This is a genomic window from Microlunatus capsulatus, assembly GCF_017876495.1.
Classification (GTDB): domain Bacteria; phylum Actinomycetota; class Actinomycetes; order Propionibacteriales; family Propionibacteriaceae; genus Microlunatus; species Microlunatus capsulatus.
In genome coordinates this window covers 4,046,993-4,073,661 of the sequence record NZ_JAGIOB010000001.1, presented here as the reverse complement: position 1 = coordinate 4,073,661, position 26,669 = coordinate 4,046,993, and the positions used below count along the sequence as shown (strand labels likewise).

Here is a 26,669-nt window from a genome sequence, read left to right as displayed (position 1 = left end):
ACCCGCGGGGACCAGCCGAGCCCGCGCCCGGGCAGAACTGTCGGTGCCGCCGGGCAAGATGGGGGACGTGCCCGCCGACGTCCTGAAGGTCTTCTCCCCCGCCACCGCCACGTGGTTCCAGGAGGTCTTCGCGCGCCCGACGGCCGCGCAGTCCGGCGCGTGGCGCGCCATCGCGGACGGCAAGAACGCGCTGGTGGTCGCCCCGACCGGCTCGGGCAAGACGCTGGCCGCCTTCCTGTGGGCCCTCGACGACCTCACCCGCTCCCCGCAGCCCGAGCCGCAGGAGCGCTGCCGCGTCCTCTACGTGTCCCCGCTCAAGGCGCTGGCCGTCGACGTCGAGCGCAACCTGCGGGCCCCGCTCGCGGGCATCACCCAGACCGCGCTGCGGCTCGACCAGACCCCACCGAACGTGACCGTCGGCGTCCGCTCGGGCGACACGACCACGGCCGAGCGGCGGGTCATCGCCACCCGCCCCCCGGACATCCTCATCACCACGCCCGAGTCGCTGTTCCTCATGCTGACCTCGAACGCGCGCGACGTGCTGCGCTCGGTGCGCACGGTCATCGTCGACGAGGTGCACGCGCTGGCCGGCACCAAGCGCGGCGCCCACCTCGCGCTGTCGATCGAGCGGCTGGAGGCCCTGACGGCCGAGTCGGCGTCGCCGGACGTGCCGCACCGGCCGCTGCAGCGGATCGGGCTCTCGGCCACCGTCCGCCCGGCCGAGCGGGTCGCCGCCTACCTGGGCGGACCGCACCCGGTCCAGGTGGTCGCACCGCCCGCGGAGAAGTCGTGGGACCTCGAGATCGTCGTGCCCGTCGAGGACATGAGCGACCTCGGCGCGTCCGCCTCCACGCCCTCGTCGCTGGAGGACGAGCGGGCGCCCACCCGGGCGCCGTCGATCTGGCCGCACGTGGAGAACAAGATCCTCGACCTCATCGGCCAGCACCGCTCCACCATCGTGTTCGCGAACTCGCGCCGGCTGGCCGAGCGGCTGACCTCCCACCTCAACGAGCTGCACGCCGAGCGGCTGGGGATGGAGGCACCGCCCGAGGAGGCGTCGGGTCCGCCGGCGCAGGTGATGGCGCAGTCCGGGTCCTCCTCGGGCCACGACGGCACCCACGCGCCCGCGGTCGCCCGCGCGCACCACGGCTCGGTGAGCAAGGAGCAGCGCGCCCAGATCGAGTCCGACCTCAAGTCGGGCCTGCTGCCGTGCGTGGTGGCGACGTCCTCGCTGGAGCTGGGCATCGACATGGGCGCCGTCGACGTCGTGGTCCAGGTCGAGTCCCCGCCCTCGGTCGCGAGCGGCCTGCAGCGGGTCGGCCGGGCGGGCCACCAGGTCGGCGCGACCTCGCGCGGGGTCTTCTTCCCCAACCACCGCGGCGACCTCATCGAGTCCTCCGTGGTGGTCGAGCGGATGCGCCGCGGGGCCATCGAGGAGGTCGCCGAGCTCCGCAACCCGCTCGACGTGCTCGCGCAGCAGGTCGTGGCCGTGGTGTCCGGCCAGGAGACCAAGGTCGACGAGCTGTACGCCCTCGTCCGGCGGGCCAGCAGCTTCCGCGACCTGCCCTACAGCGCCTTCGAGGCCGTGCTGGACATGCTCAGCGGTCGCTACCCGTCCGAGGACTTCGCCGAGCTGCGGCCCCGGCTGGTCTGGCAGCGCGACACCGGCGTGCTCACCGCCCGGCCCGGGGCGCAGCGGCTCGCGGTCACCTCGGGCGGCACCATCCCCGACCGCGGCCTGTTCGGCGTGTTCATCGTCGGCGAGGGCAACGCCGCCGGGAAGCACGCGCCCGGCCGCCGGGTGGGCGAGCTGGACGAGGAGATGGTCTACGAGACCCGGGTGGGCGACGTCTTCACCCTGGGCACCACCAGCTGGCGGGTGGAGCAGATCACCCACGACCAGGTGCTCGTCACCCCGGCGCCCGGGGTGCCGGGCCGACTGCCGTTCTGGAAGGGCGACTCCCCCGGCCGGCCGTTGGAGCTGGGCCGCGCCTTCGGCGGCTTCGTCCGCGAGGTGGGCACCATGCCCGCGCCGCGGGCCACCGCCCGGCTGCGGGAGAGCGGCCTGGACGAGTTCGCCGCGCGGAACCTCGTCGCCTACCTCACCGAGCAGTCCAGCGCGACCGGGGCGCTCCCGACCGACCAGACGATCGTCGTCGAGCGGTTCCGCGACGAGCTGGGCGACTGGCGGGTCTGCGTCCACTCCGCCCTGGGCACCGGGGTGCTGACGCCGTGGGCGCTGGCCGTCGAGCACGCCGCCCGCCAGCGCTACGGCCTCGAGGTCCAGGCGACCGCGACGAACGACGGCATGGTGCTGCGGATCCCCGACACCGACTCCGAGCCGCCCGGGGCCGATCTGGTCGTGCTCGACCCCGAGACGATCGAGTCCGTGGTCACCGACGAGGTGGGCGGCTCCGCGCTGTTCGCGGCCCGCTTCCGCGAGTGCGCCGCCCGGGCCCTGCTGCTGCCCCGCCGGGACCCGAAGGCGCGCTCCCCGCTGTGGCAGCAGCGGATGCGCTCGGCCCAGCTGCTGACCGTGGCCGCGCAGTTCCCGGAGTTCCCCATCGTCCTGGAGACGATGCGCGAGTGCCTGACCGACGTCTTCGACCTCGACGGGCTGCTGGAGGTGCAGCGCGAGATCGCCTCGCGCAAGATCCGGCTGGTCGAGGTCGAGACCAAGGAGCCCTCGCCGTTCGCGAAGTCGCTGCTGTTCGGCTACGTCGGCGCCTTCGTCTACGAGGGCGACGTGCCGCTGGCGGAGAAGAAGGCGGCCGCGCTCTCGCTGGACGCCACCCTGCTGGCGGAGCTCCTGGGCAAGGACGGGCTCAAGCAGCTGCTCGACGCCTCCGTCATCGCCCGCAGCGAGGCCGACGTGCAGGGCCTCAGCCCCGAGCGCCAGGCGACGACGGTCGAGCAGCTCTTCGACCTCGTCCGCACCGCCGGGCCCTACAGCCGCGCCGAGCTGGCTCTGCGCACCGTGGAGGACTTCGCCCTGGAGCCGGCCCTGGAGCAGCTGGTGCTCGACCGGCGCGTCGTCGAGGTCCGGATCGCGGGCGTGCCGATGGTCGCCGTGGCCGAGGACGTCCCCCGGCTCCGCGACGGGCTGGGCATACCGGTGCCGCCCGGCGTCGCCGCCACCTTCACCGAGACCTCCGCCCACCCGGTCGAGGACCTCGTGCTGCGCTGGGCCCGCACCCACGGCCCGTTCGTCGCCGGCACGGTCGCCACCCGCTACGGGCTGGGCCGCGCCGTCGTCGAGCAGGCCTGCGACGCCCTCGTCGCGGCCGGCACCGTGGTCAGCGGCTCCTTCGTCGACCTCGAGGGCGAGGCCGGCCAGGAGCGCCGGCAGTACTGCCACGGCCAGGTCCTGGCGCTCATCAAGCGGCGGACGCTCGCCCTGCTGCGCAAGGAGGTCGAGCCGGTCGAGCAGGTGGCCTACGCCCGCTTCCTCACCGAGTGGCAGGGCGTCGGCTCCGGCGCCCGGGGCAGCGACGGCGTGCTGGGGGCCCTGGAGCAGCTGGCGGGCTACGCGATGCCGGCCAGCGCCGTCGAGTCGGTGATCCTGCCCGCCCGGGTGGCGGGCTACACCCCCGCGATGCTCGACGAGCTGACCGCCAGCGGCGAGGTCAGCTGGGTCGGCGACGGCGGCATCGGCGACTCCGACGGCTGGGTCCGCTGGTACGTGGCCGGGGCGGAGCCGTCCGAGGCCCGCGCGCCGGCGCACCACCGCAGCCAGGAGCTGCTCGACGCCCTGGCCGGCGGGGGCGCCTACTTCTTCGACGCGCTGCTGCCGCCGGGCTCGCTGGGCCACCGGGACGAGTACGTCGCCGCGCTCTGGGACCTGGTCTGGGCGGGACTGGTCACCGGGGACACCTTCGCCCCCGTGCGGGCGCTCTCGGGAGGCGCGCACCGCAAGGCGCCGACCCGTCCGACGGCCCGGACCCACCGGGCGCGGTTGGCCGGCGGGGGGCTGGGCCGGCCCGGGCGGGCGCCACGGATCGCCTCGCCCACGACCGGCGGCCGCTGGTCGCTGGTGCCCCGCGCCGGCGCCACCCCCGCCGAGCGGCTCGCGACCGACGTCTTCGCCCAGCTCGACCGCTACGGGGTGGTCAGCCGCGGCAGCGTGATGACCGAGAACGGCGAGGGCGGCTTCGGCGCGGCCTACCGGGCGCTCAGCTCGCTCGAGGAGTCGGGCCAGTGCCGCCGCGGCTACTTCATCGAGGGCCTCGGAGCCGCCCAGTTCGCGCTCGGCGGCGCCGTCGACCGGCTGCGCTCGTTCCAGCGCGAGCCCGACGCGCCGCAGGCCGTCGTGCTGGCGGCGTGCGACGCGGCCAACCCCTACGGCGCGGCGCTCCCCTGGCCCGAGCGCGAGGGGCACCGGCCCGGTCGCAAGGCGGGCGCGCTCGTGGTGCTCGTCGACGGCGCGCTGACCTTCTACGTCGAGCGGGGCGGCAAGACGCTGCTCTCGTTCACCGAGGACCCGCGGCGGCTGGCCCCGGCGGCGACGGTGCTGGCCGAGGCGGTCCAGCGGGGCCAGCTGGGCAAGCTCAGCGTCGAGAAGGCCGACGGCGGGCACGTCTTCGGCTCCACGCTCGTCAGCGACGCCCTGCAGGGTGCCGGGTTCCGGATGACCCCCCAGGGGCTGCGGCTGCGACCCTCGGCCTGAGCGCACCGGCCCGCGGGCCCGACCGGCCCGCCTCTCGGCTGAGCGCCCCGGACGCGACGACGCCGCCCCGGGCGAGGTGCTCGGGACGGCGGTCGGACGGTCGGGGTGGGCCAGCGGCCCGGGCTCAGGCGGCGGCGGCCTGCGGGAGCGAGCGGACGGTGGGCAGCGGGGTCACGCGCTCGTACATGGCCATCTTCTCGCTGACGACGTTGAGGACGACGGACAGGGGCAGGTCCAGCGCCGAGCAGATGGACGCGAGCAACTCGCTCGACGCCTCCTTCTGACCCCGCTCGACCTCGGACAGGTAGCCGAGGCTGACCCGGGCGGCCTTGGAGACCTCACGGAGCGTGCGGCTCTGGGCGACCCGCTCCTCGCGCAGCGACTCCCCGATGAGCTCACGCACCAGCACCTGCTTCATCGGACTCTCCTGACCCATGCCGAAACTGTACTCACCTCGTCCGCCCCACCGCCGTCGACCTCACCGGTCCTGGGACACCGAGAGGTCAACGTCGCGCAGCGGGTCCGTTGTTCCGCACGGCCTCGGTCAGCAGCGCCAGGGCGGTGACGGCGGTCTGCCAGCGGATCGTGGCCCGGTCGCCGTCCAGCCGCAGCTCGCGCACCTGCTGCCAGCCGATCGCCGGGTGGGCGAGGCCGACGAACACCTGGCCGACGGGGTGGCCGTCCTGGGGCTCGGGCCCGGCGACACCGGTGACGGCGAGCCCCCAGTCCGCCCCGCAGCGCTGGGCAACCCCGTCGGCCATGGCCGCGGCCGTCGGCTCGGCCACCGGCCCGTGGGCGTCCAGCGTGGCCGTGGGCACGCCGGCGAGCGTGTGCTTGAGCCGCGTCGCATAGCTGATGACGCCGCCCAGGTAGCCGGCGGAGGCGCCGGGCACCGACGTCAGCAGCTCCCCGACCAGCCCGCCGGTCAGCGACTCGGCGGTGGCGAGCGTCTCCGCCCCGAGGGCCAGGGCCGCCAGCGCGGCCGCGGCACCCGGGTCGGCGCCGGTGCGCCCACCGGGGTCGGGCGCGGGGGCCGGGCTCATCCGCCGGTCCGGCTCCGGCGGCGCAGGGCCACGGCGTCCCGCACGTAGTCGAGGCCGGTGACCAGGGTGACGGCGAGGGCCACGAGCATGACCACGACGGCGACGACGTGCGCCCAGCCGGGCAGCGGGAGCAGGTAGAGCATGATCGCCACCGCCTGCAGGACGGTCTTGAGCTTGCCACCGCGGCCCGCGGCCATCACCCCGTAGCGCAGGACCACGAAGCGCATCACCGTGATCCCCCACTCGCGGAGGAGCATCAGCACCGTCACCCACCACCAGAGCTCGCCGACCAGCGACAGCCCGATGAAGGCCATCCCCGTCAGCGCCTTGTCGGCGATGGGGTCGGCGAGCTTGCCGAAGCGGGTGATGAGGTTGTGCTTGCGAGCCAGGTGGCCGTCGAGGCTGTCGGTGAGGATGGCGCCGAGGAAGACGGCCGCGGTGGCGAGGCGCCACCCCGTCGCGTCCGGGTGCGCGAGCAGCATCCACGCGAACACCGGGACCAGCACGATGCGCAGCCCGGTCAGGGCGTTCGGGACGTTCCAGGAGCTGGTCTCGGGCTCGGCCATCGGGCCGGTCGGGTGCGTCTCCGAGGGCGCCAGGGCGTCGGCGTCCGGACCGGGGCGGCCCGGCGTCGACGGCTCAGCCACGACCCGGCCCGGGGACGAGCGGGCGGGCCACCAGATCGGCCCCCCCGCTGGCGGTGACGACGGCGTCCACGAGGTCGCCGACGCGGACCCCGGCGGCGTCGACGAGCTCGACCGAGCCGTCGACCTCGGGGCCCTGGTGGGCGGCCCGGCCGGTGACGACGTCGTCGACCTCCTCGACGAGCACCTGCACGGTCTCCCCGACGCGCTGGGCGGCGCGCTCGGCCACCAGCTCGTCGACCAGGTCGGCGAGCCGCTCGCGGCGCTCCTCGACGAGCTCGAGCGGCAGCTGGCCGTCCAGCCGGGCGGCCTCCGTGCCGTCCTCGTCGGAGTAGCCGAAGACGCCGATCGCGTCCAGGCCGGCCTCGCCGAGGAAGTCGCACAGCACGTCGACGTCGGCCTCGGTCTCGCCCGGGAAGCCGCAGATGACGTTCGACCGGATCCCGGCCGTCGGCGCCTGGGCCCGGATGGAGGCGATGAGGCCGAGGAAGGAGTCGGGGTCGCCGAAGCGGCGCATCCGGCGCAGCAGGCCCGGAGCGGCGTGCTGGAAGGACAGGTCGAAGTACGGCACCACCTTGGGGGTGCTCGTCATCGCGCTGACCAGGGTGGGCCGGACCTCGGCGGGCTGGAGGTAGGAGACCCGGATCCAGTCGAGGCCGTCCAGCGCGCTCAGCTCGCCGAGGAGCTGCTCCAGCGCCCGGATGTCGCCCAGGTCCTTGCCGTAGGAGGAGGTGTTCTCGCTGACGAGGAAGAGCTCGCGGACGCCCTGGTCGACCAGCCAGCGGGCCTCGGTGACGACGTCGGCCGGCGGCCGGGAGAGGTAGGCGCCGCGGAAGGCCGGGATGGCGCAGAAGGTGCAGCGGCGGTCGCAGCCCGACGCGATCTTGAGCGGGGCGGTCGGCCCGCCCTCCAGGCGACGGCGCAGCGGGCGCGGACCGCTGGCGGGAGCCAGTCCGGCGGGCAGGTCGGGCGCGTCCAGGGCCGCGCCGTGGCCCGGCAGGCTCTGGCCCTGCGCGGCGGCGCGGCGGGCGGCCGGGGCCATCGGCAGCAGGGTCCGGCGGTCGCGCGGGACGTGGGCGGTGTGCGGCTGGCCGGCGAGGATGGCCGAGAGCCGACCGGCCACGTCGGTGTAGTCGTCGAAGCTGAGCACGGCGTCGGTCTCGGGCAGCGACTCCGCCAGCTCGTTGCCGTACCGCTCGGCCAGGCAGCCGACGGCGACGACGGCCCGGGGCCGGCCCTGCTCCTTGAGGTCGGCGGCGGCCAGCAGCGTGTCGACGGAGTCCTTCTTGGCCGCCTCGACGAAGCCGCAGGTGTTGACCATCACCGCGTCGGCGTCCTCGGGGTCGGCGACGAGGCGGAAGCCGCCGTCCTCCAGGCGGGCCGCGAGCTCCTCGGAGTCGACCTCGTTGCGGGCGCAGCCCAGCGTGACCAGGTGGACGGCGAGGAGGTCGTCGGCCTCCCGGGCGGGAGCGGGCAGGGTGGGCGCGGTGGGGACAGGCATGGCCTCCTCAGTATGACCGATCGGCCCGCACCGGCCGCCCGCTCGCGCGGGCGGCCGGCGCACAGGGCCGGGACCGGAGCCGGTGGCGGCACGCGGCCACCACCGGTCCCGGCTCAGCGGGTGACCAGCGTGAAGCCGCCCGGCTCCACCCGGGCGCGCTGCCCGGCGCTGAGCGCGGTGCGGTGCACGAGCACCCCGGACCGGTCGTAGCGCGCCTCGCGCCGCGCCCCGGTCAGCTGGGTGGCGACCCGGACCCGCCCGCCGGCGGCCGAGGTGAGCAGCTCGGTGCCGCCGTCGGCCGTCGGGAACACGGCCCGGGAGATGCTCGGCCGGGCCAGCACCGCGTCCAGCGCGAGGGTGCCGCGCTGAGCCCGGACCCGGACGACCTCGTCCCCCGCGGGCAGCGGGAGCCCGAGCCGCTGGGGCAGCAGCACCCCGGGCACGGCCGAGAGCCCCTGCGCCAGCGCCGGCGAGCGCAGCGTTGCCGTCTCTCCACCGGCGGCCCAGCGGCTGACCGGCCCCGAACGGGCCGGCCGCAGCACCACGGGCTCGAGCACCCGCGGCTGGTCGTCGGCCGCCAGCACCAGCCGGGCCCGCTCGCCCCGGTCGAGCCGCAGGTAGGCGCCGCCGCCCAGCTGGGACTCCCCGGTCCAGGCGGAGTCCGGCGTCACGGTGCTGCCGGTGGTCGAGGACGTCGCGGTCTCGGCCTCCACGCTCACCAGGCCGTCGCGCACCGGCGTCCGGGTCCACCCGACGGCCTGGGCCCGCACCGCGGGCCGGGCGTCGAGCGCCATCATCGTCAGCAGGCCGTGGATGGTGCTCTCGGCCCCGCTGTTGCGGTTGACGGTGCCGTCGGGGGCCACGCCGTCGAAGGTCACGCCGGTGGCCGGGTCGTAGACCGGCGTCCCGGAGCGGTTGGTCCCGAAGAACCAGCTCGCGTTCATGGCCGCCAGCGTCCGCAGCCCCGGGAGCCGGGCCGCGTCGGCGGTGGCGAGGAGGTTCTGCACCCGGGAGTCGGCGCCGTAGGCGATCTGCGTGCGGTCCACCGGGGTCGGGTACCAGGCGTTGTCCGGTCCGCCGGCGGCGACCAGCGTCGGGTCGAAGCCGACGGCCTCGGCCACGGCGGGCCGCAGCAGGGCGGGGCGGCGCAGGGTCTCCGAGCCCAGGGCGAGCGCCCCGGCCATCTGGGAGGACCAGGCGTGCCACATCGAGCGAGACTCGGCCCAGGGCAGGACGGCTCCGTACGGCCAGCCGGACCGCGAGGTCCCCATCGCCGCGACGCCCTCGAGGAGCTGGGCGAGCACGCGTCGGGTGGTCCGGTCCTGCGGCACGGCCGCGACGTAGGCGGACAGCCCGAGGGTGGCCTCGGCCGTCGCGTCCGCGCCGTTGACGATCAGCCAGCGCGGCACCCGCCGGCCGTCGGTGACGGTGTAGCGGCCGTAGTCGTCCAGCACCTCGCGCTGGACGGCCCCGACCGAGAGCTGGAGCCGGTCCTGCAGGAAGGCGGCGAACGCCGGGTCGGCGTCCTCGAAGGCGGCGTAGCCCTCACCGAGGGCCCACAGGGTCCGGGCGAGCCAGTAGCTCTCCTCCGAGTCCGAGGGGTCGGGCAGCTCGACGGGTTCGGCGCTGGGGTTGAGGTCGCCGTCGGCCTGCATCCAGAGCACGACGTTGCCCCGGTCCGGGCCGGTCGCCGTCTGCAGGTAGGTGAGCCCGCGGAGCAGCTCGTAGGCCTTCTGCCGGCTGGCGTCGTCGCCGAACTGGCGCCAGTGCCGCACGTAGACCACGGCGGCCCGGGAGACGTCGTCGGCGTTGTAGGCGCCCTGCCCGTAGTCCCCCGTCACGGGGTCCTCCGGCCCGCCCCCCACGCGCTCGAAGGTGCCGCCGTCGCGGGCGTCGGCGTAGGTCCAGGGCATGGTCAGCGCCGGTTCGGCGGCGAGCCGGTAGGTGGTGTGCCCCGGCACCGCCCCCGGGCTGACCTCGTCGAGCAGGAAGTCCAGGTGCGCGGTGTTGGTGAGCACCCCGTCCGCGCGGGGCTCGGGGGCCCGGGCCTCGGCGGGGGTGGTGCCCGCCACCCCCAGCACGAGGCTGAGGGTGGCGGTGCCGGCGATCAGCAGGCGGGGCAGGCGGCGCTTCGTCATCGAAGTCCTCACGGGTGGCAGCGGCGGGGAGGTCAGGAGGGGTCGGCGGTCCGGTCGAGCCGGGCCACGCCGATCTTGGAGTCGGCCATCCCGTAGAAGACGTAGGGGACGTCCTCCACGGTCTCGATGGCGGTGGGGAAGACGACGTTGGGGACGATGCCCGAGCGCTCCTCCTCGGTGACGGCCTCGAGCAGCGGCGTGCTGGTGCGCAGCACGACCTCCCAGGGCCGGTCGGCGTGCAGGATCATCCCGCCGGCGGCGTAGTTGACCTTCTTCTGCTGCGCGAAGGCCCGGACGAGCTCACCCGTCACGCCGTGGTGCAGCAGCAGCCAGCCCTCGGGGACCCGGAAGGGCGCCGGTCCCCCGCCGATCTTCAGCTCCTCGAAGCCGTGCTCGGGACCGGCGACGAAGCGGTGCTGGCGCCAGTGCACGAGCGCGCGCGGGTCGGCCTGCGCCTCGGCGAGCGGGACGAAGGCGACCCAGATGCTGCCGCGGTCGTCGGGCAGCTCGGTCGGCGGCGCGTCGCTCTCCCCCGGCACGATCTCGCCGAGGTCCCACATGGGCCGGTGCAGGACCGCCAGGCTCGGCGTCCCGTCCGGTGCCGTCACGGGTTCGGGGAAGAAGACCGTGTCCTTGTTGGGGTAGAGGTTGAGGTCGCAGTCCAGCGCGTCGTCGTAGCCGTACAGCACCGGACCCAGGCGGGTCCAGGTGCGCAGGTCGGGAGAGGTGGCGACGGCCGTCCGCGGGCCCAGCGGGCCGTAGGCGACGTAGGTCATGACGTGCACGCCCAGCGCGGCCACGAAGGTGACCCGCGGGTCCTCGACGCCGCCGTGGCCGGCCCCGCGCTCCCAGCTGCGGTCGGGCTCCAGCACGACGCCGTCGCGGCGGACGCCGGTGGGCACGCCGTCGGTGAGGACGACCTCGGCCAGGCCGATCCGGGAGATGTTGCCCGCGGCGACCAGCCGGGGCAGCAGGTGCAGGCGGCCGTCGGGCGTCCGGCCGCTGCCGGGGTTCAGCACGCCCTCGGCCTCGTGCGCGTTGCCCTCCTCGGGCGCCATCACGACGCCGAGCCGGGTGAGCCGGTAGGGGAAGCCCTCCGCCTCGACGGCGGGAGCGGACGTCGGGGAGGTGGTGGGGGTCATCGGGTGGAGCCTCTCGGGGGGATCGGGTGCGCGCTCATCCCTTGACCCCGGAGCCGAGGTCGGTGGAGATGAAGTAGCGCTGGAAGACGACGAACAGCACGACCAGCGGGGCGGCGAGCACGACGGCGCCGGCCATGGCCGCGCCGAACGGGTTCGCCGCGGTCGCGGCCACGTTGGTGATGTAGTTGGCGAGCGAGACGGCGAGCGGCTGCATGTCCGCCCGCTTGGTGATGAGGAACGGCCACAGGAACTCGTTCCAGGGGCCGATGAACGTCAGCAGGACCACGGTGACCAGGGCCGGCCGGACGAGCGGCAGGGCCACCCGGGTGAGCAGCCCGACCTCCCCCGCCCCGTCGATCCGGGCCGCTTCGAAGAGCTCCTTGGGCACCTGCAGGAAGTACTGCCGGAAGATGATCACCGCGGTGGAGTTGATCGCGAACGGCAGGATCATGCCGAGGTAGTTGTCGGCCAGCCCGTAGTTGCGGGCGATCAGCACGTACAGCGGGATGATCAGCAGCTGGAACGGGACGACCTGCACGAGCAGGGCCAGCGCGAACGTCGCCCCGCGGCCCCGCCACTGCAGCACCGCCAGCGCGTAGCCGACGAGCACCGCGAAGACCACGGTGCAGGCGACGACGCCGCCGGTGAAGATCCCCGAGTTCACGAGCCCGCGGAACAGGCTGATCCGGCTGTCGATGGCGGCGTAGTTGGCGCCGGTCAGGTTGCCCGGGTGCGGGAACGCCCCGGCCACGGACTGGTCGGGCGCCAGCTGCAGCGAGCCGATCACCATGTAGTAGAAGGGGAACAGGAAGACCAGGGCGCCCAGCCCCAGCACCAGTCCCCGCAGGACGGTCGCGGTACGGCTCATCGGTCCCTCTCCCCGGCGAACCGGTTCTGCAGCAGGGCGATCACCAGGGTGGCGAGCACCAGCACGATCCCGATCGCCGCGGCGTAGCCGGGCTTGCCCTGCTCGATGCCCTCCTGGTACATGATCAGCACCGGCGAGGCCGACGACCCGTTGGGGCCGCCGCCGCCGGTCAGCAGGTACGGCTCGGTGAACAGGTTGGCCCCGGTGACGGTGGACAGCAGGAGGACGAGCACCGTCGCCGGCCGGACGCCGGGCACGGTGACGTTGAGGAACTGCTGGAACCGCCCGGCGCCGTCGGTGGCGGCGGACTCGTAGAGCTCCTCCGGCACGTTCTGCAGCGCGGCCAGGTACAGCAGGATGTAGAAGCCCATCTGCTTCCAGGTCACGAACAGCGCGATCGAGGGCATCGCCCACGCGGAGTTGATCAGCCACGTGGGGTCGGGGGCCAGCGGACCCAGCACCCGGTTGACGATGCCGCCGCCGCTGAACAGGAACAGCCAGACGGCCACCACCGCGACGCTGGCGGCGATGTAGGGCAGGTAGTAGGACACGCGCAGGAAGGTCCGCAGCCGGACCACCCGGTTGAGCAGCGCGGCCAGCACCAGCGAGCCGACGACGGTGAGCGGCACGTTGATGACCAGGAAGATGCCGACGTTGACGAACGATCGGCGCACGGCCGGGTCGGCCACCAGCGTCCGGTAGTTCTCCAGACCGACGAAGGGCCGGTCGACGTCGACGCCGGGTGCGGCGAAGAAGTAGTCGCGGAAGGACATGTAGCCGGCGAAGACGAGCGGGTAGGCGAAGACGACGAGGACGAAGACGAGGTAGGGCGCGCTGAGCAGCAGCCCGAGCGGGTGGCGGCCGAGGACCCGGCGCAGCGGCCGGGCCGGGCGGGCCCGCCCGCCCCCCGACCCGGCGGTCGCGCCGCCGGGCCGGGTGTCGGCGAGAGCGGTCACCCGACTACCGCTCGCCGGCCAGGGCGTTGATCTGGTCGGCCGCGGTCTGCAGCGCCGCCGTCACGTCGCCGTCGCCGGTGATGACGGCCTTGGTCCACTGGTCGCGGAAGTCCTGGAGCATCTCCACGGTCTTCGGGCCGGCCGGCACCTCGACGGTGCGCGCGGCCTGGCTGCCGAACTGCTGGTAGGCCGGGTTCTTCGCGAAGTAGTCCGGGAAGGCGGACTGCAGGTCGGTGCGGAGCGGCATCTGCCCGGTCTCCTCCAGCAGCGCCTGGTCCTGCTCGGTGCTGGTGGCGAACTTCAGCACCTCCCACGCGGTGCCCTGGTTCTGGCAGGCGCTGAAGAGGCCGACGTTCTTGGCGTCGCTGAACGTGTAGGTCTGGTCGGCCGCGGTGCCGGCCTTGGTGGGCACGGGCACCGAGCCCCACTCGACCTTGCCCTTGTAGACCGCGACGGCCCACGGGCCGACGATGGCCATGGCCGCCTTGCCGTCGGCGAAGGAGTCGCCCTGGTAGGTCTCCTGGCCGGCGTAGCCGCCGGCGTAGAGGTCCCGCCAGAAGGTGGCGACGTCGATGCCGGCCTGGTCGGTGAAGGTCGCCTTGCCGTCGGCCACCAGGGACTTGCCCCCGCTGGCGGCGGCGTAGAGCGGCATGAAGTCGAACTGGGTCTGGTAGAACTCGCTGGTCGGCGCCGGGTAGATCGCGTAGTTGGCGGCGCCGGAGTCCTTGATCTTCTTCGCGGCGGCCAGGAACTGGTCGTAGGTGGCCAGCTCGGGCTTCTCGGCGTCCAGCCCGGCCTTCGCGAACAGCTCCTTGTTGTAGAAGATCATCACGGGGTTGGACTTCCACGGCAGCTGGTAGAACCCGCCGTCGGCCGCCTTGTACTGGTCGGCCGTCGCGCCGCTGCGCTCGCTGATGTAGGACGCGCCGTCGGGGAAGCTGGCCAGGTTCACCAGCCCGCCCTGGCGCTGGAACTGCCCGACCGCGGACGGCGCGGTGTTGAAGACCAGGCAGGGCGCGGTGCCGGCGGTGATGGCCGCGCCGATGACCTCCTCGCTGCTCTTGCCGGCCGGGATCTCCTGGCCCTCCACCTGCTCGTCGGGGTGCGCGGTGTTCCAGGCCTGCACCATCGACTTGCCCCAGGCCACCTCCTGCTCGTTGTTGGAGTACCAGATGGTGATGGGGCCCTTCTTGGTCTGCGCCTCGCTGACCGAGGGCGCGTCACCCCCGCCGCCGCAGGCGGTGAGGGCGAGCCCCAGGGCGGCGAGGCCGGCCAGGGCTCGGAGGACGTGGGTGCGTCGGGGCACGAGATCTCCTTGTGGTGTGCGGTCGAGCGGTGCGTCGGTGTGCGGGTCGTGCGGGGTGCGGGCGGTGCGGGGTGCGGGCCGGTCAGGCCGGCGGGTCGGGGGGCGGTCCGGTCGAGGACCGGACGAGGAGGGCGGCGGCGGGCAGCTCGAGGTCCTCGGCCCGGCCGTCGTCGAGGAGCCGCAGGAGCACGCCGGCGGCGGCACGCCCCCAGGCCAGCGGGTCGGCCCCGACCGTGGTCAGGGCCGGGTGCAGGTGGGCGCCGAGCTCCATCCCGTCGAAGCCGGTCACCGAGCAGTCCTGAGGCACCCGCAGGCCGCGGCGCTGCAGCACGGCGAGCCCGGCCACGGCCATCGGGTCGCTGGCGTAGACCAGGGCCGTCGGCCGCTCGGGGGCGTCGAGCAGCGCGGTCGTCGCCGCCGCGCCCGCCGCCGCGCTGAAGTCGGTGTCGACCAGGCCGACGGGCTCCAGCCCGTGCCCGGCGAGGGCGGCGCGGAAGGTGGCGCGGCGGCGCAGGCCGTGCAGCATGCCCACGTCGCCGCCGACGTAGCCGATCCGCCGGTGGCCGAGGCCGACGAGGTGCTCGACGACGGCGCGCAGCCCGGCGGCGTCGTCGAGGTTGACCACGGGGAAGCCCGCCGGGGCGTCGGGCCGGCCCACGCAGACCGCCGGCAGGCCGAGCCCGGCGAGCAGCGGGAGCCGCTCGTCGTCGCGGCGCAGGTCGGTGAGCAGCACGCCGTCCACGCGGCGGTGGGCGGCGAGCGAGCGGTAGGTGGCGGCCTCGGCGTCGGCGTCGGGGACCAGGCTCAGCACCAGGACCCAACCGCGCTCGGTGAGGGCGGTCTCCACGCCCGCCATGAACGCGGGGAAGAACGGGTCGGCGGCCAGCACGGTCGGGTCACGGCGGACCACCAGCCCCAGGGAGGCCGCCTGCTGGGTGGACAGCGAGCGGGCGAGCTGGTCGGGCTGCCAGCCGAGCTCGGCGGCCGCGGCGAGGATCCGCTCCCGGGTGGGCGCGGCCACGCCGGGCTTGTCGTTGAAGACGAAGGAGACCAGGCCCTTGCTCACGCCGGCCCGCTTCGCCACGTCGGCGATGGTGGGGCGGCGGACGTCCACGGGCTCCTCGGCGAGCATTGGTTAAACCGGTTTAGACGGACCGTACACCCCGCTGCCCGGACCCCGCCAGGGCGGGTGGCCGCGGTCGCCGGCCAGGACCACCGCCGAGCGCGCCCGCGGGTCGGGGCGGACCCGTAGCCTGGGGCCGGCCAGGGAGGTGGGAGCGCTGTCGGAGACCGAGCCGGACCGGCTGGGACGGCTGGCGCGCGCGCTCGCCGGGGACACCGACGGGGCCGCCGCGCTGCTGGCCGCAGCCCGGGTGGCCGCCGACCGCCGCCCGCGCCGGCGACCCGCCGGGGACGCCGCCGGACTCGTGGTCGACCCCGCGGAGGAGCGCGCCGCAGCCCGGCGCGCGGCCCTGGTCCGCGCGTTCCTCCGCGGACCTCGCCGCCCGTCCGCTCCCGCACCGGCGGCCGGACCGGCCACCGAGCCCGACCTCACGCCGGCGGGCGGGCCGGGCCCGGCAGCGGAGGGCGACCCGGACCTCGACGCCGTCCGCCGGCGGCTCGACGGGCTGGCCCCGCTCCCCCGCGCCGTGCTGGTGCTCCGGGAGGTGGAGGGCCTGACGCTGGCCGACGTCGTCCGGCTGACCGAGCGCAGCGGCCCGTCCGTGACGCGGGCGCTGGCGACCGCGACCGATGCCGTGGGGGCACCCGGCCACCAGCTCGAGCGGGTGGTCGCCGCCGTCGAGCCGCCCACCGGCGGTCAGGTCGAGACGGCGCGGCGCGGGCTGGAGGCCCGTCGGCGACGGGTCCGGGGCCGGTGGCTGCTGGCGGGCGTGCTCGTCGTCGCGCTGGTCGCCGCGGCGACGGTGCTGCCCGGCGTGCTGCGGCCCGACCCGTACGCGCGGGCCGCCGGGACCTGGGTCTACGGCTACGACCTCCGACCGGACGCGGAGGTGCGGGTGCTCAACCGCTTCCTGACCCCCGGCCGCGACACCGCCGAGCTGGTCGACCGGGCGGCGGTCCGCGGCGGGGCAGTGGCGCGGACCTGCGACGTCACCGCGACCAGCAGCACCGAGCCGGCCCCGACGCCCGAGGGCCGGGCGACCCGCGTCGGCACCCGTCCGGGTCGCTTCCTCGCCGCCGACAGCTCCCGCGGTGCCGGCCTGTGGTGGCGGGACGGCCCGCGCACCGTCTTCGAGCTCAGCTGCAGCCCCGAGGGCACCGACGCCGAGCTGCTCGCCGTGGCCGCCGCCGTCGTCCCGGCCGAGGTGCCGGTGCTGCTGCCCGTCGACCTCCGGGCGCTGCCGGCGGGTGAGGAGGTGCACGGCCTCTACGACCTCGACGGCCAGGTGGCCGTCCTGGTCCTGCCGCCGGGCGAGACGGAGGAGTCGCCCAACGCGCTCTACGTCAGCGTCGGCTCCTCGATCGGGGGCACCCCGCGGCCGGGCGGGCGCACCGTCCGGGTGGGCGACGCGACCGCCCGGGTCGAGGAGGACGCCGAGAGCGTGGCCGTCTGCTGGGACCTCGGCGGACCGCAGGCCTGCGTCGCCGACTTCAACGGCGACGCCGGCTCGGCCCCGGCCCGGCAGCGGCGCCTCGCCCGGCTGCTGGGCGTCGCGCGGGCGGTCCGGGTGGCGTCCGGCCCGACCGACCGGAGCACCTGGTTCGACGCCCGGGCGGCCGTGCCCGGCTGACCGCGGGCCGGCGGGTGGGAGGATCGGGGGGCCATGCCGCCCCTGCTGAGTGACCTCGTCCCCGCCGACCCCGGCCCCGACGCCCTGTTCGAGACCTTCAGCGGCTGGGCCGCCGACCGGGGCCTCGAGCTCTACCCCACGCAGACCGAGGCCGTCATCGAGCTGGTCTCGGGGGCCAACGTCATCCTCTCCACCCCGACCGGCTCCGGGAAGAGCCTGGTCGCCACCGCCGCGCAGTTCGCCGCGCTGGCTCACCGGGAGGGCGACGGCGACCCGACCGGCCGGGTGTTCTACACCGCGCCCATCAAGGCGCTGGTCTCGGAGAAGTTCTTCGCCGCCGTCGAGGTGTTCGGGGTCGACCGGGTCGGGATGATGACCGGCGACGCCAGCGTCAACGCCTCCGCGCCGATCATCTGCTGCACCGCGGAGATCCTGGCCAACCTCGCGCTGCGCGAGGGCGCCGACTCCTCCGTCACCACCGTCGTGATGGACGAGTTCCACTACTACGCCGACCCCGAGCGCGGCTGGGCCTGGCAGGTGCCGCTGCTGGAGCTGCCGCGCGCGCAGTTCCTGCTGATGTCGGCCACCCTCGGCGACGTCGCCCGCTTCCAGGCCGACCTCACCCGCCGGACCGGTCGGCCCACCGCCGTCGTCGCCTCCGCCGAGCGGCCGGTCCCGCTGCAGCACGAGTACGTGACGAGCACGCTGCTGGAGACCATCGAGGAGCGCCTCGCCACCCACCAGGCGCCCGTCTACGTCGTGCACTTCAGCCGCGCCGCGGCCATCGAGCAGGCCCAGGCCCTCAACAGCCTCAAGGTGACCACCCGCGAGGAGAAGGACCAGATCGCCGACCTCATCGGCGGCTTCCGCTTCGCCGCCGGCTTCGGCAAGACGCTGTCCCGGCTGGTCCGCAACGGGATCGGCGTCCACCACGCCGGGATGCTGCCCAAGTACCGCCGGCTCGTGGAGCTGCTGGCCCAGGCGGGCCTGCTCAAGATCATCTGCGGCACCGACACCCTGGGCGTCGGCATCAACGTGCCGATCCGGACGGTGCTGCTCACCTCGCTGAGCAAGTACGACGGGGTGAAGCCGAGGCTGCTGACGGCGCGCGAGTTCCACCAGATCGGCGGCCGGGCGGGCCGGGCGGGCTACGACGCGTCCGGCACCGTCGTCGTCCAGGCCCCCGACCACGTGGTGGCCAACGAGAAGGCGCTGGCCAAGGCCGGCGACGACCCGAAGAAGCGCCGCAAGGTGGTGCGCAAGAAGCCGCCGGAGGGGACGGTCGGCTACGGCCTGCCCACCTTCGAGCGGCTGGTCGAGGCCGAGCCGGAGCCGCTGGAGTCCTCGTTCAAGGTCAGCCACGCGATGCTGCTGAACGTCATCAACCGGCCCGGCGACTGCTACGCCTCCATGCGGCACCTGCTGACCGACAACGACGAGGCGCCGGTGCGCAACCGGCGCCACGTCCACCGCGCCGTGCAGATCTACCGCGGGCTGCTGGAGTCCGGCGTCGTCGAGCAGCTGCCCACCCCGGACGCGCAGGGCCGGACGGCGCGGCTGACCGTCGACCTGCAGCAGGACTTCGCGCTCAACCAGCCGCTGTCCCCCTTCGCGCTGGCCTGCCTGGACCTGCTGGACCGCGACTCCGACGACTACGCCCTCGACGTGCTCTCGGTGCTCGAGGCGACCCTCGACGACCCCCGCCCGGTGCTCACCGCGCAGCGCTCCAAGGCGCGCGGCGAGGCGGTGGCGGAGATGAAGTCCGACGGTCTCGAGTACGAGGAGCGGATGGTCCTGCTGGAGGACGTCACCTACGCCCAGCCGCTGGCGGAGCTGCTGCGCGTCGCCTACACCGCCTTCGGGCAGAGCCATCCCTGGGTGCTCGACACCGAGCCGTCGCCGAAGTCGGTGGCCCGCGACCTCTACGAGCGCTCGATGACCTTCACCGAGTACGTCAGCTTCTACGGCCTGGCCCGCGCCGAGGGGATCGTGCTGCGCTACCTGGCCGACGCCTTCAAGGCGCTGCGGCAGACGGTGCCCGAGGAGGCCCGGACCGACGCCGTCGCCGACCTCATCGCCTGGCTCGGCGAGCTGGTCCGCCAGGTCGACTCCAGCCTGCTGGAGGAGTGGGAGTCGCTGCGCAGCCCCACCGCCGAGGTGCAGTCGGTGGTCGCCGTCGACCGCGCGGCCCCGCCGGTGACGGCCAACGTCCGCGCCTTCCGGGTGCTGGTCCGCAACGCCCTGTTCCGCCGCGTCGAGCTGGTCGCGCGCCGGAACTGGTGGGCGCTGGGCGAGCTCGACGAGTCGTTCCCGGCGGAGCGGTGGCAGGAGGCGCTCGAGCCGTACTTCGCCGAGCACACGAGCGTGCAGACCGGTGCCGCCGCCCGCGGTCCCGGCCTGCTGCTGGTCACCGAGGAGCCCGGCCGCTGGGTGGTCCGGCAGATCCTCGACGACCCCGAGGGCGACCACGACTGGGGCCTCACCGCCGAGGTCGACCTCGCCGCCAGCGACGCCGAGGGCACCGCCGTCGTGCGGGTCACCGAGGTCGGGCAGCTCGGCGGCTGGTGAGCCCCGCCCACCACCGCGCCCTGAGCCTGACTCCCGCGCCCTGAGCCTGTCGAAGGGCCTTCGACGGGCTCAGGCAGCGGTGGTCAGCTCGGGCAGCGGTGGTCGGCTCAGCCCAGCCGCAGGTTGTCCAGCACGACGTCGAGCTCGTCGGGCTTGACCAGCACCTCGCGGGGCTTGGAGCCCTCCGAGGGACCGACGACGCCGCGGGTCTCCATGATGTCCATCAGCCGGCCGGCCTTGGCGAAGCCGACACGCAGCTTGCGCTGCAGCATCGACGTCGACCCCAGCTGGAGGTTGACCACCAGCTCGGCCGCCTGGACCACGAGGTCGAGGTCGTCGCCGATGTCCTCGGCCACCTTGGTGCTGGCCTCCGCGGGAGCGGTGACGTCCTCCCGGTAGGTCGGCTTCAGCTGCTCGGTGACGTGGGCGACGACCTGGCGGACCTCGTTCTCGGTCACCCAGGCGCCCTGGATGCGGATGGGCTTGGACGAGCCCATCGGCAGGAAGAGCCCGTCGCCCTGCCCGACCAGCTTCTCCGCGCCCGGCTGGTCGAGGATGACGCGGGAGTCGGTCATCGACGACGTCGAGAACGCCAGCCGGCTGGGCACGTTGGCCTTGATCAGCCCGGTGACGACGTCGGTGCTCGGCCGCTGCGTGGCCAGCACCAGGTGGATGCCGGCGGCCCGGGCCAGCTGGGTGATCCGGACGATCGAGTCCTCGACGTCGCGCGGCGCGACCATCATGAGGTCGGCGAGCTCGTCGATGATCACCAGCAGGTACGGGTAGGGCGCGAGCACCCGCTCGGAGCCGTCCAGCGGCTTGACGCTGCCGGCCCGGACGGCCTTGTTGAAGTCGTCGATGTGGCGGAAGTTGAACGCGGCCAGGTCGTCGTAGCGCATGTCCATCTCGCGCACGACCCACTGCAGGGCCTCCGCCGCCTTCTTGGCGTTGGTGATGATCGGCGTCACCAGGTGCGGCACGCCCTCGTAGGCCGTCAGCTCGACCCGCTTGGGGTCGACCATCAGCATCCGGACCTCGTCCGGCGTGGCCCGCATGAGGATCGAGGTGATCATGGAGTTCACGAAGCTCGACTTGCCCGAGCCGGTGGCGCCGGCCACCAGCAGGTGCGGGGTCTTGGCCAGGTTGGCCACGACGAACCCGCCCTCGACGTCCTTGCCCAGCCCCACCGTCATCGGGTGGTGGTCGTTGCGCGCCGTGCCCGAGCGGAGGACGTCGCCCAGGGAGACGACCTCCTTGTCGGTGTTGGGGATCTCGATGCCGATGGCGGACTTGCCGGGGATCGGCGACAGGATCCGGACGTCCGCGCTGGCCACCGCGTAGGCGATGTTCTTGCTCAGCGCGGTGACCTTCTCGACCTTGACCGCCGGGCCCAGCTCGACCTCGTAGCGGGTGACCGTCGGGCCGCGCGAGTAGCCGGTGACCTGGGCGTCGATCTCGAACTGCCGCAGCACCTCGGTCAGCCGGTGCACGACGGCGTCGGAGGCCTCGGTGCGCGCCTTGTGCACGCTGCCCTGCTTGAGGGCCTCGGAGTCCGGGAGCATGTACTGCACGTCGCCCGAGAGCTGCAGCTGCTCGACCCGCTGCGGGATCGGCGTGTGCGGCGGCGGCTCCAGGCCGGGCTTCTCGTCGTCCTCGCCGTGCACGGTGACCCCGGGCGGCAGGCCGGCGGTGACCGGTCGGCGGACGGCGCGGGTCGGCTCGTCGTCGCCCGTGTCGTCACCCCCGAAGGGCGCGTCGGGGTCCAGCGCGGTGGCGCCGGCGTGGTCGTGGACGTCGTCGGGCTCGCGCTCGTCGTCGAACGGCTCGGGCTCGGCAGCGGCCGGCAGGGCGCGGCGACGCCGGCCCTTCTTCTCGGTCACCACGGGGGTGTCGTAGGCCTCGTCGACGCCGTACTCCGGGTCCTCGACGACCTCGCCCTCGATGACCGACGGGGGACGCGAGAGCGCCGCGCGCGCGGACCGGGCCCGCTCGGGGATCTCGTGCAGGGGGATGCCGACCACGACGAGCACCCCGAACAGGGTCAGCAGCGCCAGCAGCGGGACGGCGACGTACACGCTCAGCAGGTCGCTGAGCAGGCTGGAGGAGATGTAGCCGACGATGCCGCCGGCCTCGCGCAGCAGCTCCGGGGCGTCGGTCCGCGGCAGCCCGTGGGCGATGTTGACCAGTCCCAGGAGCCCCAGCAGGAGGGCGCTCCAGCCGACGGCCTGCCGGCCGCCCGGTCCGTTGCGGTCGGGGTGGCGCAGCGTGCGCCAGGCCATCAGGGCCAGCAGGATCGGGGCGGTGTAGCCCAGGGTGCCGACGACGCCGGCGACGCCCACGTGGACGACGTGGCCGACCGGGTCGGGCAGCCCCCACCAGAACTCGGCGGCGACGACGACGGCCGCGGCGACCAGGAACAGCCCGGCGCCGTCGCGGCGGAGCGCGGGGTCCATGTCGCGGGCGCTGGTGCCGATCCGGCGGGCGCCCGCGCCGAGGGCGTGCGCCAGCCCGAGCCACAGGGCGCCGAGCCCGCGCGCCACCTGCTCGGCGAAGGACCGGCGCGGCGGCGGTGCCGCCTTGCCGCGGGGCCGGGCGGCACTCGACCCGCGCCCGCGCGGAGCGGGACCGGACGAGCGCCCCGAGCGCGCGGCTGGACGGGCCTGCGTCGCGGTCGAGGACCGAGGGGCAGGGCTGGACTTGCTTCCGGACGACCGCGGTCGCGTCCCTGATCCGTTCGGAGCAGGTGTGCTACGGGACCGCGGTGGGGAAGACGCGCGGGTCGCCATGCTGGCAGGCTACGCGATCGGCTCCGGCCGGAGCGGGCTCACACGCCGGTCAGCGGCCCCCGCCGAAGTGGTCGAAACCGCCCGTCGCGGCCCAGGTGCGGCCGTCGACGAGGACGCCGGCGCCCTCGTCCTCACCGGCCGCCCGCACCTCCCCGACCACCCGCCAGCCCTCCGGGACGGCACCGGCCGGGAACGTCGCGGCCAGCGCGTGGTCCTCGCCGCCGGTGAGCAGCAGGTCGTAGGGGTCGGCCCCCGTCGCCGCCGAGACCGCCTGCAGGGGCTCGGGCACCTCGAAGGCGTCCTGGCGCAGGTCGACGACGACGCCGGAGGCCCGGGCCACGTGGCCGAGGTCGGCCAGCAGGCCGTCGGAGACGTCGACCATGGCGGTGGCCCCGGCGCGGGCGGCGACGACGCCTTGGCCGTAGGGCACCTGCGGGACGCGCTGGGCCTCGACGACGGCGCGCGGGGAGCGGAAGCCGCGGCTCAGCACGGCCAACCCGGCGGCGGCCCAGCCCGTCCGGCCGCGCAGGGCGACGACGTCGCCGGCCCGGGCCCCGCTGCGCAGGACCGGCGGCCGGCCCTCGAGGCCGCCCAGCACGGTGACGCTGAGGGTGAGGTCGCGGGCGCGGGTGACGTCACCGCCGACCAGGCTCACCCCGGCGGCGGCGCACTCGGCGCGCAGCCCGCCGGCCAGCTCGCGCACCCAGCGCAGCTGCAGGTGCGGCGGGGCGGAGAAGCCGAGGACGACGGCGGTCGCCCGCGCGCCCATGGCCTCGAGATCGGCGACGTTGACCGCGACCGCCTTGCGGCCGATGTCGGCGGGATCGGACCAGCCGAGCTTGAAGTGCACGTCCTGCACCAGCACGTCGAGGGAGGTGACCAGCGGGCCTGCGACCTCCAGCACCGCGCCGTCGTCGCCGGGGCCCACCAGCACGTCGGCGGCGGGCGGCAGGTCGGCGGTCAGGGTGGCGATCACGGCCCGCTCCCCGATCTCGGCGAGGGTGGCCGTGCCGGGGAGCCCGGCGACCTCCGTCATCGCGGATCCGCGCCGGGGACGCGGGGGACGCAGGGGGTACGGTGACGCATCCGGCGAGGGTAGCGTCCGTCCCGGAGACGTCGACGAAGGGAACCCCCATGGTCGTGCAGGCCTACATCCTGGTCCAGACCGCGGTCGGCCGGGCCGGCGAGGTGGCCTCGGCGATCGGCGCCGTCGACGGCGTCGTGCTGTCGGAGGACGTCACCGGTCCCTACGACGTCATCGTCCGGGCCGAGGCCGCCAGCGTGGACGCGCTGGGCCAGCTGGTGCTGGCGAAGGTGCAGGCCGTCCCCGGCATCACGCGGACGGTCACCTGCCCCGTCGTCCACATGTGAGGCCGGCTCCCCTCCCCCACCGGCCGCGCACCGTGCGCCCGGTGGTCCCGCTGGGCGCCGCCCTGCTGCTCGCCGTCACCGGCTGCGCCGGGGCCGTCCGGGTCGACGAACCCAGCCCCGACCCCGCCGACCGCGCGACCTGCGACGCCGTGCTGGCCGCGCTCCCCGACCAGGTGCTGGAGTCGACGACCCGGCCCACCGAGCCCGGGGCCCTCAGCCGCGCGTGGGGCGACCCGGCGATCGTGCTGCGCTGCGGGGTGCCCGCGCCCCCGGGGCTGACGCCGACGAGCGAGTGCGTCGAGGTCAACGGGGTCGGCTGGTTCCGCGAGCCGGCCGACGGCGGCACGCTGTTCACCACGATCGGCCGCGCGGTCCCCGTCGAGGTCGGCGTGCCGCCGGACTACGCGCCCGAGGTGGACGTCCTGGTGGACCTGGCCGCCGCCGTCGAGGCCCACGACCCCCTCGAGCAGCCCTGCAGCTGAGGGCTCAGCGCAGGCCGAGCGGGCGGCGGAGCGCCAGCTGGACCAGCCGGTCGACGAGCTCGGGGTACGGCACGCCGCTGGCCGCCCACATCCGCGGGAACATCGAGTGCGGGGTGAACCCGGGCATGGTGTTGATCTCGTTGACCACCACCTGGCCCTCGCGGGTGACGAAGACGTCGACGCGGGCCAGCCCCTCGCAGCCGATGGCGTCGAAGGTGGCCAGCGCGACGGCCCGCACCCGGTCGGCGAGCTCGGCGGGGATGTCGGCCGGCACATCCAGGGCGACCTGCTCCTCGGGGAGGTACTTGGCCTCGAAGTCGTAGAAGCCCGAGGCGCTCTGCACCCGGATCTCGGCCACCTGGCTGGCGGCGGGCGGGCCGCCGTCGAGGTCGGCGAGGACGCCGCACTCCAGCTCGCGGGCCCCGACGAAGCCCTCCTCGACGATGACCTTCGGGTCGAAGCGCTGGGCCTCCTCGACGGCCGCGACGAGGTCCTCGGGCCGGTCGACGCGGCTGATGCCCAGGCTGGAGCCGCCCCGGGCGGGCTTGACGAAGACGGGCATCCCGAGCGCGGCGACGGCTTCGAGGCAGGCGGTGCGGTCGGCGGCCCAGCGGGCGGGCGGGATGGACACGAACGGGCCGACGGGCAGGCCCGAGGCCGCCAGCACGAGCTTCATGACCTGCTTGTCCATGCCGACGGCGCTGGCCAGCACCCCGGCGCCGACGTAGCGGGTGCCCATCATCTCGAACAGCCCCTGGATGGTGCCGTCCTCGCCGAACGGCCCGTGCAGCAAGGCGAACGCGACGTCGATCCGGCCCATCTCGGCCAGGGCGGAGCGCTCCGGGCCGTCCTGGGCGCGCCGGGCCAGCTCCGTGCCCGCGCCCTCGCGCAGCAGCACGGCGTCGGCGGCGTCCTCGCCCAGCTCGGGCAGCCGGCCGTCGGCGACCTGCAGGCCGGCCAGGGTCGCGTCGTCGACGAGGACCCAGCGGCCGCTGCGGGTGATGCCGATGCCGAGCACCTCGTAGCGCTCGGGGTCCAGCGCGGCGGAGACGCCGGCGGCGGTCAGGCACGAGACGCCGTGCTCGCTGCTGGTGCCGCCGAAGACGACGGCCACCCGGGTCCGCCCGTCCTCGGCGTGGTCCTGCCGCGACAGGCTGTCGCTCATCGGGTGCACCCCTCGTCCGGTGTCGGTGGCTCGGTGCCCGACCCTACCGGCGGCGTGCGGACCCGCCGGGCCGACGCGCGAGACTGGAGCCATGACCTCCGAGCCCGTCCAGCCCGCCGAGCGCCTGCGCCCCGAGACCCTCGCCGTCACCGTGGGCCGGCCCGCCCGCGTCGTCGACGCCCCCCTGAACACCCCCGTGACCTTCGCCGCGACCTACGTGGGCGACCACGACACCACCTCGGGCTCGCTCGGCTACGGCCGGTACGGCAACCCGACCTGGCAGGCGCTGGAGGACGGGATCGGCGCCCTGGAGGGCGGCCGGGCGCTGACCTTCTCCTCCGGGATGGCCGCCGCGCACGCGGTGCTGGACCTGCTGGCCCCCGGCAGCACGGTCGTGCTGCCCTACAACTGCTACCTGGGCGTCGCCGCCTCCGTCGACGTCCGAGCCGCGAAGGACGGCTGGACCGTCCGCAAGGTCGACGTCGCCGACACCGACGCCGTGCTGGCCGCCGCCGAGGGCGCCGACCTCGTGTGGGTCGAGTCGCCCACCAACCCGACCATCGAGGTGGCCGACCTGCCCGCGATCGGCGCGGCCCTGGCCGGGAAGGTGCGGCTGGTCGTCGACAACACCTTCGCCACGCCGCTGCTGCAGCAGCCCCTCGCCGTCGGCGCCGACATCGTGCTGCACGCGGTCACCAAGTTCATCGCCGGCCACTCCGACGCGCTGCTGGGCGCGCTCGTCGTGCGGGAGTCCGACACCGAGCTCTTCGCCCAGCTGGACGCGGTCCGCCGCTCGCGCGGGGCCACGCCCGGGACGATGGAGGCGTACCTGGCGCTGCGCGGCCTGCGGACGCTGCCGCTGCGCCTCGAGCGCGCCCAGGCCAACGCGCAGGTGCTGGCCGAACGGCTGGCCGCGCACCCGGCCGTGCTGCGCGTCCGCTTCCCCGGCCTGCCCGACGACCCGGGCCACGCCCGCGCCGCCCGGACGATGGCGGGCTTCGGCTCCCTGATCTCGGTCGACCTGGCCGACGCCGCCACCGCCGACGCCTTCGTCGACGCCACCCGTCTCTGGGTCTTCGCCACCAGCCTCGGCGGCGTCGAGTCCAGCCTGGAGCGCCGCCGTCGCTGGGCCGGCGAGCTCCCCTCGGTCCCCGAGGGCCTGGTCCGGCTGAGCGTCGGCGTCGAGCACGTCGAGGACCTCTGGTCCGACCTCGCCCAAGCCCTCAACTCCCTCCCCTGACCACCCCGGGTCTGACCGGAACGCGTGAACGAGTGGTGAC

At 75.0% G+C, this 26,669-nt stretch carries 19 protein-coding genes; 6 read left to right on the top strand and 13 right to left on the bottom strand.

What is annotated here, in order from left to right; translation table 11 throughout:
• Positions 1–58 precede the first annotated feature (58 nt).
• The gene (locus JOF54_RS18925) at positions 59–4,666 is read left to right on the top strand and encodes an ATP-dependent helicase (RefSeq protein ID WP_210059718.1); all 4,608 of its coding nucleotides are present in this window, start codon (positions 59–61) and stop codon (positions 4,664–4,666) included.
• A gap of 124 nt (positions 4,667–4,790) precedes the next feature.
• Here JOF54_RS18925 and JOF54_RS18920 read toward each other — a convergent pair whose 3' ends face one another.
• From JOF54_RS18920 to JOF54_RS18875, 10 genes are all read right to left on the bottom strand, one after another.
• Entirely contained in the window at positions 4,791–5,084 is a 294-nt protein-coding gene (locus JOF54_RS18920; RefSeq protein WP_210059717.1) for a helix-turn-helix domain-containing protein, read from the bottom strand.
• 85 nt (positions 5,085–5,169) lie between these two features.
• Positions 5,170–5,709: a CinA family protein gene (locus tag JOF54_RS18915; protein ID WP_210058672.1), complete on the bottom strand. Its 540-nt coding sequence runs from the start codon at positions 5,707–5,709 to the stop codon at positions 5,170–5,172.
• On the bottom strand, positions 5,706–6,275 hold the full coding sequence (gene pgsA / locus JOF54_RS18910) for a CDP-diacylglycerol--glycerol-3-phosphate 3-phosphatidyltransferase (protein ID WP_210059716.1): 570 nt from the start codon (positions 6,273–6,275) through the stop codon (positions 5,706–5,708). The genes JOF54_RS18915 and pgsA overlap by 4 nt, the downstream gene beginning before the upstream one ends.
• A 73-nt stretch (positions 6,276–6,348) precedes the next feature.
• Complete coding sequence (gene rimO, locus JOF54_RS18905; RefSeq protein WP_210058670.1) at positions 6,349–7,854, bottom strand: 30S ribosomal protein S12 methylthiotransferase RimO; 1,506 nt, start codon at positions 7,852–7,854, stop codon at positions 6,349–6,351.
• A gap of 113 nt (positions 7,855–7,967) precedes the next feature.
• A complete protein-coding gene (locus JOF54_RS18900; protein WP_210058662.1) occupies positions 7,968–9,992 on the bottom strand; it encodes a hypothetical protein in 2,025 nt (674 codons plus the stop codon).
• Positions 9,993–10,024: 32 nt separating this feature from the next.
• Positions 10,025–11,134: a glycoside hydrolase family 130 protein gene (locus tag JOF54_RS18895; protein ID WP_245358205.1), complete on the bottom strand. Its 1,110-nt coding sequence runs from the start codon at positions 11,132–11,134 to the stop codon at positions 10,025–10,027.
• Positions 11,135–11,168: 34 nt separating this feature from the next.
• Complete coding sequence (locus JOF54_RS18890) at positions 11,169–12,002, bottom strand: carbohydrate ABC transporter permease (RefSeq protein ID WP_245358203.1); 834 nt, start codon at positions 12,000–12,002, stop codon at positions 11,169–11,171.
• On the bottom strand, positions 11,999–12,958 hold the full coding sequence (locus JOF54_RS18885; protein WP_307804376.1) for a carbohydrate ABC transporter permease: 960 nt from the start codon (positions 12,956–12,958) through the stop codon (positions 11,999–12,001). The genes JOF54_RS18890 and JOF54_RS18885 overlap by 4 nt, the downstream gene beginning before the upstream one ends.
• Positions 12,959–12,962: 4 nt before the next feature.
• Positions 12,963–14,264 carry an ABC transporter substrate-binding protein gene (locus JOF54_RS18880; RefSeq protein ID WP_210058660.1) on the bottom strand — a complete coding sequence of 434 codons (1,302 nt, stop codon included), beginning with the start codon at positions 14,262–14,264 and terminating at the stop codon, positions 12,963–12,965.
• A gap of 82 nt (positions 14,265–14,346) precedes the next feature.
• Complete coding sequence (locus tag JOF54_RS18875) at positions 14,347–15,396, bottom strand: LacI family DNA-binding transcriptional regulator (protein WP_245358201.1); 1,050 nt, start codon at positions 15,394–15,396, stop codon at positions 14,347–14,349.
• A 139-nt stretch (positions 15,397–15,535) separates the two neighbouring features.
• On the opposite strand from JOF54_RS18875, the gene JOF54_RS18870 reads away from it, so the two are divergent.
• Positions 15,536–17,017: an RNA polymerase sigma factor sigma-70 region 4 domain-containing protein gene (locus tag JOF54_RS18870; protein ID WP_210058659.1), complete on the top strand. Its 1,482-nt coding sequence runs from the start codon at positions 15,536–15,538 to the stop codon at positions 17,015–17,017.
• 33 nt (positions 17,018–17,050) lie between these two features.
• A complete protein-coding gene (locus JOF54_RS18865) occupies positions 17,051–19,585 on the top strand; it encodes a DEAD/DEAH box helicase (RefSeq protein WP_210058657.1) in 2,535 nt (844 codons plus the stop codon).
• Between the two features lie 107 nt (positions 19,586–19,692).
• Here JOF54_RS18865 and JOF54_RS18860 read toward each other — a convergent pair whose 3' ends face one another.
• On the bottom strand, positions 19,693–22,371 hold the full coding sequence (locus JOF54_RS18860) for a DNA translocase FtsK (RefSeq protein WP_210058655.1): 2,679 nt from the start codon (positions 22,369–22,371) through the stop codon (positions 19,693–19,695).
• Between the two features lie 49 nt (positions 22,372–22,420).
• Positions 22,421–23,407, bottom strand: a complete 987-nt coding sequence (locus tag JOF54_RS18855; RefSeq protein ID WP_210058646.1) for a thiamine-phosphate kinase — start codon at positions 23,405–23,407, stop codon at positions 22,421–22,423.
• Positions 23,408–23,505: 98 nt separating this feature from the next.
• Here JOF54_RS18855 and JOF54_RS18850 point away from each other — a divergent pair, with 98 nt between their 5' ends.
• Both JOF54_RS18850 and JOF54_RS18845 read left to right on the top strand, forming a co-directional pair.
• Positions 23,506–23,742 carry an Lrp/AsnC family transcriptional regulator gene (locus JOF54_RS18850; protein WP_210058644.1) on the top strand — a complete coding sequence of 79 codons (237 nt, stop codon included), beginning with the start codon at positions 23,506–23,508 and terminating at the stop codon, positions 23,740–23,742.
• A gap of 41 nt (positions 23,743–23,783) precedes the next feature.
• Positions 23,784–24,224, top strand: coding sequence for a DUF3515 domain-containing protein (locus tag JOF54_RS18845; protein WP_307804375.1), 441 nt, complete (start codon positions 23,784–23,786; stop codon positions 24,222–24,224).
• Between the two features lie 4 nt (positions 24,225–24,228).
• Here the strand turns inward: JOF54_RS18845 and JOF54_RS18840 are convergent, their stop codons facing one another.
• Positions 24,229–25,389, bottom strand: a complete 1,161-nt coding sequence (locus JOF54_RS18840) for a D-alanine--D-alanine ligase family protein (RefSeq protein WP_210058642.1) — start codon at positions 25,387–25,389, stop codon at positions 24,229–24,231.
• A 91-nt stretch (positions 25,390–25,480) separates the two neighbouring features.
• Between JOF54_RS18840 and JOF54_RS18835 the strand changes: the two genes are divergently transcribed.
• The gene (locus tag JOF54_RS18835; protein WP_210058640.1) at positions 25,481–26,629 is read left to right on the top strand and encodes a trans-sulfuration enzyme family protein; all 1,149 of its coding nucleotides are present in this window, start codon (positions 25,481–25,483) and stop codon (positions 26,627–26,629) included.
• Positions 26,630–26,669 lie beyond the last annotated feature (40 nt).